Source organism: Paenibacillus catalpae (genome assembly GCF_900112695.1).
In the GTDB taxonomy this organism is placed as follows: Bacteria; Bacillota; Bacilli; order Paenibacillales; family Paenibacillaceae; genus Pristimantibacillus; species Pristimantibacillus catalpae.
This window is the reverse complement of record NZ_FOMT01000004.1, coordinates 716,781-730,463: the sequence shown is the minus strand read 5'-3', so window position 1 is coordinate 730,463 and position 13,683 is coordinate 716,781. Positions and strand designations below refer to the sequence as shown.

11 protein-coding genes are annotated in these 13,683 nt (G+C 52.0%); 7 read left to right on the top strand and 4 right to left on the bottom strand.

Going from position 1 to position 13,683, the window contains the following annotated elements:
* Positions 1-35 precede the first annotated feature (35 nt).
* Entirely contained in the window at positions 36-545 is a 510-nt protein-coding gene (locus BM200_RS21050; RefSeq protein ID WP_091188603.1) for a GNAT family N-acetyltransferase, read from the top strand.
* A 25-nt stretch (positions 546-570) separates the two neighbouring features.
* On the opposite strand, the gene BM200_RS21045 is transcribed toward BM200_RS21050, so the two are convergent.
* The 3 genes from BM200_RS21045 to BM200_RS21035 are packed head-to-tail and all read right to left on the bottom strand — an operon-like array spanning position 571 to position 3,275.
* A complete protein-coding gene (locus BM200_RS21045) occupies positions 571-1,050 on the bottom strand; it encodes a hypothetical protein (RefSeq protein WP_091188602.1) in 480 nt (159 codons plus the stop codon).
* Positions 1,051-1,068: 18 nt separating this feature from the next.
* Complete coding sequence (locus tag BM200_RS21040) at positions 1,069-1,761, bottom strand: response regulator transcription factor (protein WP_091188601.1); 693 nt, start codon at positions 1,759-1,761, stop codon at positions 1,069-1,071.
* Entirely contained in the window at positions 1,758-3,275 is a 1,518-nt protein-coding gene (locus BM200_RS21035; protein WP_091188600.1) for a sensor histidine kinase, read from the bottom strand. Before BM200_RS21035 ends, BM200_RS21040 begins: the two co-directional genes overlap by 4 nt.
* Positions 3,276-3,449: 174 nt before the next feature.
* Here BM200_RS21035 and BM200_RS21030 point away from each other — a divergent pair, with 174 nt between their 5' ends.
* The gene (locus BM200_RS21030; protein ID WP_091188599.1) at positions 3,450-5,987 is read left to right on the top strand and encodes a beta-mannosidase; all 2,538 of its coding nucleotides are present in this window, start codon (positions 3,450-3,452) and stop codon (positions 5,985-5,987) included.
* A gap of 543 nt (positions 5,988-6,530) precedes the next feature.
* Here BM200_RS21030 and BM200_RS21025 read toward each other — a convergent pair.
* The gene (locus tag BM200_RS21025) at positions 6,531-7,784 is read right to left on the bottom strand and encodes an amidohydrolase family protein (RefSeq protein ID WP_091188598.1); all 1,254 of its coding nucleotides are present in this window, start codon (positions 7,782-7,784) and stop codon (positions 6,531-6,533) included.
* Positions 7,785-8,053: 269 nt separating this feature from the next.
* Here BM200_RS21025 and BM200_RS21020 point away from each other — a divergent pair, with 269 nt between their 5' ends.
* The 5 genes from BM200_RS21020 (at position 8,054) to BM200_RS21000 (ending at position 13,629) form a co-directional block, all read left to right on the top strand.
* Positions 8,054-9,283 carry an amidohydrolase family protein gene (locus BM200_RS21020; protein WP_091188597.1) on the top strand — a complete coding sequence of 410 codons (1,230 nt, stop codon included), beginning with the start codon at positions 8,054-8,056 and terminating at the stop codon, positions 9,281-9,283.
* Complete coding sequence (locus BM200_RS21015) at positions 9,267-10,043, top strand: ABC transporter ATP-binding protein (RefSeq protein ID WP_217649578.1); 777 nt, start codon at positions 9,267-9,269, stop codon at positions 10,041-10,043. The genes BM200_RS21020 and BM200_RS21015 overlap by 17 nt, the downstream gene beginning before the upstream one ends.
* Before the next feature lie 26 nt (positions 10,044-10,069).
* Positions 10,070-10,945: an ABC transporter permease gene (locus tag BM200_RS21010; protein WP_091188596.1), complete on the top strand. Its 876-nt coding sequence runs from the start codon at positions 10,070-10,072 to the stop codon at positions 10,943-10,945.
* A 43-nt stretch (positions 10,946-10,988) separates the two neighbouring features.
* Positions 10,989-11,984, top strand: coding sequence for an ABC transporter substrate-binding protein (locus BM200_RS21005; protein ID WP_091188595.1), 996 nt, complete (start codon positions 10,989-10,991; stop codon positions 11,982-11,984).
* A gap of 82 nt (positions 11,985-12,066) precedes the next feature.
* The gene (locus BM200_RS21000; RefSeq protein WP_091188594.1) at positions 12,067-13,629 is read left to right on the top strand and encodes a PucR family transcriptional regulator; all 1,563 of its coding nucleotides are present in this window, start codon (positions 12,067-12,069) and stop codon (positions 13,627-13,629) included.
* Positions 13,630-13,683 lie beyond the last annotated feature (54 nt).

The window sequence follows — 13,683 nt, the reverse complement described above, 5'->3', positions numbered from 1 at the left end:
TGATTTATAAGCATTTGAGATGGAGGGATATAAGCATGGGCGGGTCCATTGTGATTGAACAATTAACGTCATTAGAAGCCTCGCTGGAAGAACTTTCGGAGCTGCTGATCGAGGTGGTGAAGGATGGAGCGTCTATCGGTTTCTTGCCGCCGCTCTCAATGGAGGAAGCGAAGGATTACTGGAGGAGTGTTCCGGATCCGGATGTGTTACTGTTCACAGCCAAAGTAGACGGGCAGATTGCAGCCACCGTTCAGCTGCAGCTATGCGGGAAGGCTAACGGCTCCCACCGCGCGGAGATTGCGAAGCTGATGACGCATCCGGCGTTCAGGCGCAGAGGGATCGGACGGATGCTGATGCAGGAAGCGGAAGCGGCTGCCCTGAAGGAGAACCGGTCGCTGCTGGTGCTGGATACAAGGGAAGGTGATCCGTCGAATCTTTTGTATAGTTCAGTAGGGTACGCTCTGGCAGGCCGGATTCCGGACTTTGCGAGATCGGCTGACGGCCGATTGGATGCCACGATGATTTATTTTAAGAGCATCTGCTGATGATGAAGCGGTAAAACCCCGGACCTTATAAGGCCGGGGCTTTTCGTTTGCCGCCCGGTTTCCACACGGACAGAATGTACATGATGACAAGAGACAAGGTCTGCAGAGCGATTCCGATCAGCAGCCACGTATGATGCACGGTTAAGCTGCCGTTATCGTTTAATCCCCGCAAAGTCCACTCATAAAGACCAATAAAGCCTATCGCGATAGCGAGCAGGGTGAGTACTTCCTTGGCCATAATCCAGTAGTAGCGGAACAGCCCCCAGGAGGTCAGTAACGATAGCGCAATGCCGGTTACGGTTGTGCCGATCGTTGATGCCCGTACGCTTGAATCGGCCAACAGATGCATAATGGTGTAGCACGCCTGCAGCACATCAGCATCACTTGTAACGGATGCGGTTAGGGCCAGTATGATAAACACGACCTGCACGCCAAGCATAATCGCCGCAAAAATAATATGGAGCAAGAGTAAAATCCGCCGCTGCTGCAAGCTGATTTTTTTCAATTGTCGCGTCCTCCTCTCTTAAATATTGAACCGGTACCCAACGCCCCAGATCGTCTCGACATATTGGGGCTTCGACGGATCGCGCTCGATCTTCTCCCGCAGCTTGCTGATATGGACGGTGACCGTCGCATGATCGCTGCCGATGGCATCCATTCCCCAGATTCTCTCGAACAGATCCTCCTTTCGGAAGACCCGGTTCGGATGGGTGACAAGAAAGAGGAGCAGATCATATTCTTTGGCGGTAAAAGGGACTTCCTTCTCATTCACGAACACCCGGCGGGACTGCTTCTCGATTCGGATGCCGTTCAGCCGCAGCTCATCCCGGCGCCACTCGCCCTGTCCGACTAACCGTTCATATCGCGACAGATGGGCCTTTACCCGCGCTACCAGCTCGCCAAGTCCAAATGGCTTCAGGATGTAATCATCCGCTCCAAGCCCAAAGCCGCGGATCTTATCGATCTCTTCCTTCTTGGCCGACACGATTAGAATGGGTACATTGCTCGCCTCGCGAATCCTCCGGCATACCTCATAGCCGTCCATAGACGGCAGCATCAGATCAAGCAGGATCAGATCATAACTGCTCTGCAGCGCCATCTCAAGACCCAGATCGCCGCGTTCGGCCATATCGACTTCAAAGCTGTGGGCGAGCAGATAATCCTTCTGTACCTCGGCAATAACCGGATCGTCCTCTATTATCAAAATGCGTTTCATATTGGGCCTCCATTCTCCGGCTCCGGCTTGTCCTGCCTAACGGCAGGGAACCGGAGCTGTATCGTTGTTCCTTCACCCGGACTGCTAACAGCCGCCACGGTTCCGCCATGTGCTTCTATGATTTGCTTCACAATCGCAAGGCCAAGCCCGCTGTTGCCTTTGCCCGGACTACGCGAGGATTCTGCCCGGAAGAACCGATCAAAAACGCGCGGCAGGGCGCCTTGCGGAATGCCTTCCCCATTATCCCTTATTTGCAAAAGGTACATGCCGTCCGGTTCTTTATTGAGCAGGAATTGCAGCTTCTTCGGATCGTCCTTCATATGCTGAAGGCTGTTGTTGGCCAGGTTCAAGAGTGCCCGGTACAGCTTTTGCTGGTCTGCCCTTATGAAGGCAGACTCCGCGTTGGAGTCAGCTGTAAAAGTAACCTCTGTACCGCTGAAGCGGGGATCCGGCTGCAATTCATTAACGAGCTGAATCATATAGGCCGTTAAATGAACCGTTTCCCAGTGGAAAGGCAGCTGGCCGGTATCCAAAGTCGAGTACAGCTGCAGCTCCTCAATCATCCGGTTCATCTCGGTCGTTTTGCCGAATATCATCTGCACATATTTCTGACGCTTCTCCTCGGTGTCGGCAATGCCGTCCCTAAGACATTCGGTGCAGCCTTGAATCGCGGTGATCGGCGTCTTCAGATCATGGGAAATGTTAGCGAGCAGCTCTTTGCGGCCTTGCTCCAGCTCAAGCTGAGCGCCTAGAGAGGCCTGAAGGCGAACGCGCATCTCTTCGAAGGCTGCTCCAAGCTGTCCGATCTCATCCTGTCTTTTAAGCTGAATGGCATGATCCAGATCGCCTTCCCGGATATGGCCGGCTGCCTCCTTCAACGCATACAGCGGCCGGATGATGCTGCGGGAGACGAGATACGTCAGGACGCCGTTTGTGACGGCAAGTGCCACCAGCAGCGTGAGCAGGATGAGCGGGAACAATCGTTTGAAGAAGTCCGCAACCGGCTCCATATCCGTCACCATTATAAGCTTGCCGGTACTGCCGTCCGGGCCGGAATAGTTGATGACCTCCCACTCGTTGCCGCTTGGGGGTCCGGGATGATTGGCCTTTTGGCGTTCCCCGCCGCTTTGTACTTCAGCCAGTATGGTATCGGTATCGGCAGACAGTCCTGGCGAAGCATAGGTCATCTGGTCATTATGGACAATGATGATTCCGGCCTCGACCTGCCGGAGCTCAGCATCCGTCGCGGACAGAAAAGCCGGATCGGACAACAGCTGGGAGTCATGCTCCGCAACAAACCGTAAGCCCGATGACAACTCGGTACGGCCCATAAACAGCTCGCGGATGGAGGCGAAAGGGAAAGAGTGGCTGGAGGGCTCACCTTCGCTGCCGGCCCCCGGCATGGCATCTTTTATGAATAGATTTCCCAGCAGCGCAATCGTCAGGCCAAACAGTAAGAGTGGAACAGCGATCATCGCGGCATAGGACAAAATCAGTTTTTTTCGAATGGACATAGGGAGCTGCACCTCATTTCTCTTCCATTGTAGCCTGCGGTTTCAAATTTTCTATAAAATAAGCCTGAAAAAAGTATAAATAACTGTGGTATACATTTGATTCCGAACTCCGGTATACTACAGTCGAATACAACCGTTTTTACGAATAGCATTGGCACATGTAGGAGGATTCTAATGAGCGAGTTGAAGTGGCAAATTGCGGACTGGACGTTTAAGAATAGCGAAGAGCAGGAGTGGAGACCGGCATTTGTGCCTGGCTGCGTGCATACGGACCTGCTCAAGAATGAGCTTATTCCCGATCCTTTTGTCGGAACAAACGAGAAAGACCTGCAGTGGATTGATAAGAAGACATGGGAGTACGAGTCGGTATTTGATGCTTCCGCTGAGCTGCTGGGTCATTCCCGCCTGGAGCTGGTGTTTGAAGGCCTGGATACGTACGCCGACGTTTATTTGAACGATGTATCCATTCTGTCTGCTAATAATATGTTCCGTACCTGGACAGTCGATGTGAAGCCTCATGTACGGGAGAAGGGCAACCGTCTATATATTCGCTTCCGTTCCCCGATCGAGGAGGGCTTGGCCAAGCAGGAGGCGTATGGGCCGGTGCTGCCGGCACCAAACGATGATTCCGTTACTGGGGGCCTGGAAGACAAAAAAGTAAGCGTATTCTCGCGCAAAGCGCCTTATCATTACGGCTGGGACTGGGGTCCGCGGTTTGTCACCAGCGGGATCGGCAAGCCGGTCTATCTGAGAGGGTGGAGCGGCGCGAGAATCTCTGACCTGTATATTCAGCAGGATGAAGTAACGGCGGCGGAGGCTGCGATTACGGTGCAGCTCGGTATTGACTCCGAGAACAGCGGTGAATTTGAGCTTAAGCTGCGTACGAATGACGGACAGGAATGGATCCGCCGCGTTGTATTGGAGCAGGGCTTGCAGACGGTAGCTTGGCCGCTTACGATTGAACAGCCTAAGCTCTGGTGGTCGCGTGGTCTTGGCGAACCTCATTTGTATACGTTTACAGCAGTACTCTCGCAAGGAGAGGCGAATCCGGCTTTGGCATCGGCTAAGACCGGCCTTCGTTCCATTAAACTCATCCGCAAGCCGGACGAGCATGGCTCATCGTTCTTCTTCGAAGTAAACGGCATTCCGGTCTTCGCGAAAGGCGCTAACCATATTCCGAATGACAGCTTCTTTAGCGAGGTGACTCCTGAGCGTTACCGCCACGAGATTGGCAGCGCGATCGAATCAAACTTTAATATGCTCCGGATTTGGGGCGGAGGAATCTACGAGCAGGATATTTTCTACGAATTATGTGATGAGAACGGCATGCTGGTCTGGCAGGACTTTATGTTCGCCTGCAGCATGTATCCTGGCGACGAAGCATTTCTGGATAGTGTGCGCGCGGAAGCGGAAGATAATGTCCGCCGCTTGCGCAACCATCCAAGTATCGCGTTATGGTGCGGCAATAACGAGATTGACACGGCATGGTCGCAATATGTGGAAGACGGCGGCTGGGGCTGGAAGAAGTTATATACGAGCGAGCAGCGCTTACAGATCTGGGCGGATTACGAGGCGGTATTCCATCAGATTCTGCCGGAGGTTGTTGCGGCAATGGCACCGGATATTGCCTATTGGCCGTCATCGCCGATGCAGCGTCTGACGGGCAATTCGGAGCAGCATGCGACGAATAAATCCTCCCATGGCGATATTCATTATTGGGCGGTATGGCACGCGCAGGAGCCATTCGAGCAATACAATCAGAATATTGGCCGCTTTATGAGCGAGTATGGGTTCCAATCTTTCCCGGAATATAAGACCGTGCGGTCTTATGCGGAAGAGAAGGATATGGCACTTGATTCCGAAGTGATGCTGCATCACCAGAAGAATGGCAGAGGCAACTTCCTGATCAAGGATTATGCCGACCGCTATATGAAGCAGCCGAAGGATTTTCCGTCCTTCCTGTATATCAGTCAGGTGCTGCAGGCCGAGGCCATGAAGCAGGCCATTGAAGCTCACCGCCGCAGCATGAACTATTGTATGGGATCGCTCTATTGGCAAATCAATGACTGCTGGCCGGTTGCTTCCTGGGCTAGCATGGATTACTTCGGCAGATGGAAGGCAGCGCAATATTTGATCAAGAACAGCTTTGAGGATGTTCTCTTATCGTTCGAACAGAAAGAGGATGTGACAAACGTCCATGTGGTGTCTGATCTCGGGCAGTCCATCGATGCGGTACTGGAGTGGAGCCTGCATGAATTGGACGGTAAGCCGCTGAAGCATGCTTCGGAGACCATTGCCATTGGCGCGCGTTCGGCTAAGCTGGTCCTCGCCTTATCGGCTGAGCAATTGGGAAGCTTTAATCCTAATGGCACGGTACTGGTTGGACGTCTTGTTCAGGCAGGCAAGGTGCTGGCGCGGTCGGAGCATTATTTTGTCTATACAAAGGATCTGGAGCTCGGGGACCCTGGCATTGCGGTTGAAGAAGTGGCAGGCAGCGAGGGAACGGCGTTTGTCTTAACGGCTAAGCAATTGGCCAAGCAGGTATGGGTTCAGGCCGAGGAGGAAGGCATCTTCACGGATAACTTCTTCGATCTGATTCCGGGTATCCCTGTAACTGTTCAATTCAAGAAAAAAGCGGCGGACAGCGTACAGTTCGTTGCTGCAGCACCAGGGCGGGTAACCGTTCAATCGATGTTTAACTACGCGAAATAACAGTTGTGAAAAGCAAGCCCTTAAGGTCCATGAGACCTTAAGGGCTTTTTTTATTCGCCTGGCGCTTGCGCACACGGTATTAATAAGACTCTCGCAGGTGAGTGGAGTAACTTGTTATCTTAAGCAGACGAAGTGGCAGATTTGAGTGCTGAAATGGACGTAGACGAGGGGATAAGGTCCCTAAGGGACCTTAAGTCTGGGAAAAGAGCAGCTAGTTAGGTGTTTAAGGTCCCTAAGGGACCTTAAAGCAGACGGAATAGCAGATTTGGGTGCTGAAATGGACATAGACGAGGGGGATAAGGTCCCTAAGGGACCTTAAGTCTGGGAAAAGATCAGCCAATTAGGTATTTAAGGTCCCTAAGGGACCTTAAAGCAGACGGAATAGCAGATTTGAGTGCTGATGGACGTAGACGAGGGGGATAAGGTCCCTAAGGGACCTTAAGTCCGGAAAAAGAGCAGCTAGTTAGGTGTTTAAGGTCCCTAAGGGACCTTAACTGCTGATGGGATAAGTTTGACACGGAGACTGAAGCCACCTCGCGGGGATCAGCTACCAACCGTCTCCAAGCTCAGCCAGTTTTGCTGTATGACATCCGTCTGCGAAACGAGTCGGCCTTTTTTGTAGACGCGTTCCCGCTCAGGACGCTCATACAGGAGTGACCTTGCGTCCTTGGCGCTGCAGACAACCAGATCGGCGTCGGATCCAATCCGGATGCCATAGCCGGAGAGGCCAAGAGCCGCTGCTGCTCCCGCCGTTGCCATGTGAATGAGCTGCCGGGCGTCTCTAGCGCTGCCCAGATGGGAGGTTTGGGCAAGCAGGAGGCCAACGTCCAGCGGATCCGTTGTTCCAAACGGGGTAAAGGCATTTTGCACATTGTTGCTTCCGTATATCACGTTTACCCCATGCTTAAGAAGCAGGGAGATGGGCGTAAGCCCGCGGTAGTCTCCTTTGTGATCGCCTCTTCCGTTCAAGTACAAATCGGTGAGAGGCAGACTGATCACATGAATGCCGGCCTCTGCAAGAGCTGAGGCGATTCGCTCGGCATCCCCGCGCTCAGCAGCGCCAAGCGAAGTCAAATGACCGACACTAACCTTGCCCTGCATCCCGTATTTCCGGGTCGCTTGAATAACATCCTGAATCGCAAGCTGATGGGGATTATCTGAGAAGTCGACATGCAGATCAACCGGCAGGCCGTATTGCCGAGCCAAACCAAATACAAGCTCCAGATGGCCGCTTAAGTCTGCATCCATATAGGTAATTCCGCCAATGACGTCCGCCCCGAGCGCAACGGCCTCCTTCATAAGAATAGGCATCCTTTTGTCCTGGAATAAGCCATCCTGCGGGAATGCGACAACCTGAATATCAAGTATCCCCTTTAATTGCTGTCTCAGAGCCACCATCGCTTCCATAGAGGTCAACCCGATAACGGGATCAATCTCGGCATGGCATCGCATATGAGTTATTCCTTTGCTCACTGCCTGCTTAATAATCCGCATGGCTCTTTCATATATATCCTCCGCGGTGAACGACTGTTTTAAGTAAGAGGTTACTTCAATGGCTTGACGGAGCTCGGTCACATCCTCTGCCATCCGCTCCAGCAGCAGCGCTTTATCCAGATGAATATGCGGCTCGACAAGTCCGGGCAGCAGCAGCTTCCCATCCAGGCAGCAGATCTCCCTGCTCTCGGGAACAGCTCCGGAATGATTGGCGATATACGTAATCTTGCCGTCCTTTACTCCGACATCCCTTAACGGGCCCGAAACCAGGTCGGCCGATTTAGTGAACAAAATATCGAGCATAGCAACCATCCTCTGTGTCAGTTTTTATTACATATAAATAGTCTTGAACTTCATTATGCATATAGGGAATAGTGTTGGATAGGCTGAGTTTGGCTGTTTTTAGCTATGCACAAATGGAAGTGCTTCTTTTATGTTATGTTATAAAACTTAACATGTATAATTGACGGATCACCAATATGCCCCCATAATTCGAATGAGACAAAGGGCGAAAGTAAAATACCTGACATGTTATTAAAGAGATCATTAACCTGTAATAGGGGGGACTCGTAATGGCTGAACGACAACTCATTCAACAAATAAATATGAATGGCCGGGCATGTACGCTGGTCATTGAAAAAGGATGCATAACGGAAGTTGGTGCTCCGGATCTTATTCCGGAAGCTCGCGATTCCGTCTGGAACGCACATGGGCTGCTTCTGCTTCCGGCTTTCCGTGACGCCCATGTTCATCTCGATAAAGCATTCCCATCAGACCGCTGGATCTCAAGAACGCCAGTCTCATCCCTCTTTGAGCAGTTCAAGCTGGAGAAGGAGCTGCTTGCAGGCTGTAAGGACCGCCGCAAGGAGCTGGCCGTAAAAACGCTGGAGGCCATGCTGGCCTCAGGTACTACAGAGGCGCGGGTACATGTGGACATTGATCCGGACATCGGACTATCCCATCTGGAATTGATGCTTCAATTAAAAGAAGAATATGCTTCGCGTATGACAATCGAACTGGTTGCCTTTCCGCAGCAAGGCTTGCTCCGTTCGCAATCGACGCCCTATATCCGTGAAGCACTCCGCATGGGTGCCGATCTGATGGGTGGAGTGGATCCGGCTGGTGTTGACCGCCATATCGAGCTTTCTCTGGAAACGATGTTTGAGCTTGCGACGGAGTTTGATAAAAGGGTGGATCTTCACTTGCATGACCCCGGTCATCTGGCGGTGTATACCATTGAAAAGATGCTGGACTATTCCGCGGAGGCAGGCATGAAGGGCAAAGTAACGGTCAGTCACGCCTATGGACTTGGCGAGGTGGACAGCGGGCTTGTTGCGGAGCTGGGAAGCCGAATGGCCGGCGAGGCTATGGACCTGGCAACGAGCGTCCCGTTTGATACGGCGATGCCTCCTGTACCGCTGCTTGCCGCAAGTGGCGTGAAGATCTCGCTTGCGACTGATCATACTGGCCTCGATGCCTGGACACCTTACGGCCATCCGGATATTTTGCGGCGCGGCAGGCTGCTGGCCGAGAAGTATATCTGGAACGACGACCTGCGAATGGCCTCGGTATTTCAGTGGATGTCACGCGGCTCTCTTGAGCTTAAAGCGGGAGATGCAGCTGACTTTGTCCTTGTAAAGGCATTAAATGCGCCGCATGCTTTAGCTGCTTTACCAAGACGGCAGCTGGTCATTAGAGAGGGGATTCCCGTCGCCGGAAGCTTGTGGCAGGGGAACAGCGGCTTTGCCGCATGGAGGAACATTCCCGAAAGGAGTGAATGGGCTGATGAATATGACCGTTGATGAGAAGACAACCGTCCAAGCGGCGGAAGCCATTCGGATCCATGATGTGACGAAGCGGTATGAGAACGGTACGGTAGCGCTCAGCAGCATCCATTTAACAATAGAAGAAGGGGAGTTTGTCACGCTGGTTGGACCGTCCGGCTGCGGAAAATCTACTCTTCTGCGCATTATGGCAGGACTGGATCAGGCCACTTCAGGTCAGGTACACATTCAGAGCCATGCGGCAAAGGGCAATGAGCAGGCCAGCTTTGTCTTTCAGGAAGCGAACCTGATGCCATGGCGTACGGTGCTGGCTAATGTTGCACTGCCTCTGGAAATCAGCGGTGCGCCGGTTGCCGAACGCAAGGCGCGAGCACTAGCCGCATTGGAGAAGGTCGGCTTAACGGCTTATGCGGACAGCTATCCGCGCCAGCTGTCCGGCGGAATGAAGATGCGGGTATCGATCGCCCGGGCGCTTGTATCGGAGCCAAAGCTGTTGTTCATGGATGAACCGTTTGGCGCACTGGACGAAATGACGCGCCATCGGCTGCATGAAGAGCTCCTGAATATCTGGATGAATTCCCGGCTGACAATTGTTTTTGTCACGCATAGCGTGTTCGAGGCTGTGTATTTGTCAGGCAGAGTGGTGGCGATGGAAGCCCGTCCCGGCAAAATCAAGGAAATTATTCCGATTGAAGAGTCTTATCCGCGTACGAATGCCTTCATGACTTCTCCTGCATTTGGAGAGAAGGTTCGAGCGATTACTAATACGTTAACCTAAAGGCAAGGAAAGAGGTGGACAGAAAGATGCAAGCAAACGGACAAGTTACGAATGCTTCAGTGAAGGTGCTGGCCCAGGAGGGAATCTCCGCCCAAGCCGGATTTCTGAAAAAGCACCGGCAGCTCATTTATAAGACGGCAACGCCCATGGCATTTATTCTTCTGTTACTCGCGCTCTGGCAGCTTGGGGTCAGAATATTCGATACGCCGAAATATTTGCTGCCTGCACCATCTGATATATGGCAGGCGGCCCGCAAGGGATTTCCCGATCTGATGCAGGCGGCAGGCAATACCTTTATCGCTGCCCTGCTTGGTTTTCTGCTTAGTGTAGCACTAGGAACGGCCGTTGCTTTGCTGATGATGGCATCCAAATGGATTCGGTGGGGGATACAGCCTTATGCGGTTGTTCTTCAGACCATCCCGGTCGTGGCAATCGCGCCGCTTGTCGTCATCTGGCTGGGTCCAGGGATGAATTCCATTGTGTTTATTTCCCTTATCGTTGCCATCTTCCCGATTATATCGAATACGAATTTGGGGCTGTCCTCGACCGACCGCAATCTTATTCAGCTTATGCGGATGTACAAATCCGGCACCTGGATGATGACTTGGAAGCTTCGCTTCCCGTATGCCCTGCCCTATATGCTCGGAGGCATGAAGATCTCGAGCGGCATGGCGGTTATTGGTGCCATTATTGGAGAGTTCGTAGCCGGTATTGGCGGAGGAAAAGGAGGGCTTGGCATGGCGATAACCTCGGCAGCCGTGCAGATGCAGACCTCCTTCCTGTTTGCCTGCACCATTGCAGCATCGCTGCTCGGCATGGCCTTCTATTTGACCGTCGCTGCGATTTCCCATTACTCCTTACGTCACTGGCATGAATCCGCGATTCGGCCGGATAAGGATTAACGCCTTAAGATTAAATCAAATGATCATATAGGGGGACATAAACTTGAAAAAGTCGCTTGTATGGAAAGCTGGAATGATCGCTGCAGTAGTCGGTTCTTTAACCGCTTGCTCTAATAGCGGCGGCAGCAATGCCGCTTTCTCGCCGGATAAACCCGCGAAGGTGATTCAGCAAATGAGCTGGTTCGCGCAGCCGGAGATGGGCGGTCACTTCGCGGCCCTATCCGGAGACATTTACAAAAACGCCGGGCTGGACGTCACGATTCAGCAAGGCGGCCCCCAAATCTCTAACGTGCAGCTGGTTGCATCCGGTAAGGTCGACTTCGCCATGTCCCAGGCCGACGAGGTTATCTTGGCCAGACAGGAAGGTATACCGGTTGTAGCTGTCTATGCGGATCTGCAGACCAATCCCCAGAACTTGATTTTCCATAAAGCTTCCGGGATTAAGAGCATTGAGGATCTGAATGGCCATAATGTTTATGTCGCGACAGGCTTCCCGTACTGGCAATATCTTGCCTACAAATATAAGCTGAACGATGTAAAAATTCAGGCCTATAACGGCTCCCTGGCCGGATTTGTAGCAGATAAAAACGCGGTTCAACAAGGTTATGCAACAAACGAACCGTTTGTGCTGAAGAATCAAAATATAGACGTCGATTGGTTCCTGAATGCCGATCTCGGATATAATCCGTACGGCAACGTGGTTATCACGACGGAGAAAATGATCAAAGAAAATCCGGAGCTGATCAAGGCCTATCTGAAAGCAACAACGGAAGGCTGGGACTATTACTACGAGCACGGAGAAGAAGTGAACAAGGTTATTAACAGCTACAACAAGGATTACGCCCTTGACCATCTTGCTTATGCGCAAGGCGTCGCGAAGGACTTCGTCTTTGGAGGGGATGCCGCTTCTCACGGCACGGGCTACATGTCGGAGGAACGCTGGTCAACACTGCTTGGACAGATGAAGGAAGCGGGCCTTGTCACGAAGGATTTGAAGGCGGAGCAATTCTTCACAAATGATTTTTTGCCAGCCAAATAACGATTCAATTGCGGGTTCCTCCTAATAGGGGAGCCCTTTATCCGCGTCCTTGCCTTCATCATTCTTTATAGGAGGAGAAGCTATGTTGTTGACCGTTGAAGACGCCATGCGCGTATACCCGTTATCGGAAGGCAGACTGATTGCTGGCAAAGCGGGGGGATCCCGGCCGCTTAAGGCCGTTAATATTATTGATGCCCCGGACTTTGTTCAATGGGCGAGAGAAGGAGATATGTTTTTTACAACGGCTTATGTGTTCAAGGACTCCATTGATGAAGCGATTGCAACCATTCGCAGCCTTCACCAGAGGCGCTCCGCAGGACTTGGCATCAAGCTTGGACGATTCTGGTCGGAGATGCCCGCTGCTCTGATTGAGGAGGCTGATGTCCTGGGCTTCCCGTTAATTGAACTGCCATATCCTTTCGCCTTCTCCGATCAGATTAACGGTCTGCTGCAGGATGAGATACATAGAAGCACCCTCAGGCTGAAGCGGGTTGTTGAGAAACAGAAGAGGCTTATGAATGTCGCCCTCTATCAGAGCATGACGGAGAATCCGTTCCAGCGCATATCTGCGGTAATGGAATACCCCATGTCCATTGTGGGAGGGAAAGGACATATTTTATATAATGATACTCCCTGTTCGGAAGGGGAGCTGATGAGCGAGTGGCCCTGGAAAGCGGAGCCAAGACGAATGACAAGAAACGACTGTCAATTATATCGGCTGCCTCTCATTCATGAGGATGAGACGATAGGTTTTGCGGTCTTTGTTCTGCCTGCCGATTATATGCCCAAAACAGAGGAGGGTCTGTTCCATCAAGCCTCCGAGATGCTTGCTTATTATTTGTCCAAGATGATGGAGAACGGATCGGATACGTTCTGGCATCAGGAGCTCGGTACGATAATCAATCATTACCTGGAAGTGGGGACTTCGCTGGATACGGTGCTGCATCAGGCTGAGAAGGCCGGTATTCATGTGCTGGAGGACAGATTTGTCTGCGTGTTGTGCGCGGCAGAAGAGAACCGGGACTATCTCTTGAAGCCTTCCCGGCTTAAGGCCGTGCGGCAGGAGCTGGAGTTTAATCCGTTTATCAGGGATAAGAAAGGCTACCATGTTCTGACGGACGCTGGTTTATTGTCCATCTATCCGGTCTCTGGTTCAGGCAGTGTTCAAGCGTTAGCTTCTGCACTCGAAGCGATTTGTCCGAAGGATGGGCACATCCGATTTGCATTCAGTACGCCAAAGGAGTCTGCTGTGCATTTTGCTGAAGCTTACAACGAATGCAAGGAAACGGTCAAGCTGAGCCGGAAGCTGTTATCGCAAGAGCAGATTATACATTTTGACACCATTCAAATGGCTCATTTATTCCAATATGTCCCAGCGGACAGCATGCGGCACTACTGTCGGCATGTACTGGGGCCGCTGCTGGATTCGAATACCGTGCAGGCGCAGGATATGCTGCTGACGCTGGATGTCTATGTGAGTAATGAAGGCTTGCTTGGTGATACGGCTAGACAGTTGTACGTGCACCGGAATACGGTGAGTTATCGCCTGGAGAAGCTGAGTGAGCTGCTGGGTCTGGATTTCAAAAAGCCAAATGATTTCATGAAGCTGCGTCTCGCCGTATTATTTCTGCGAATGATGGATTAGGCGGAACCATTTCTAACCCTTTCTTAAGGTTCGTCCTGTACAATGGGGCGAGCT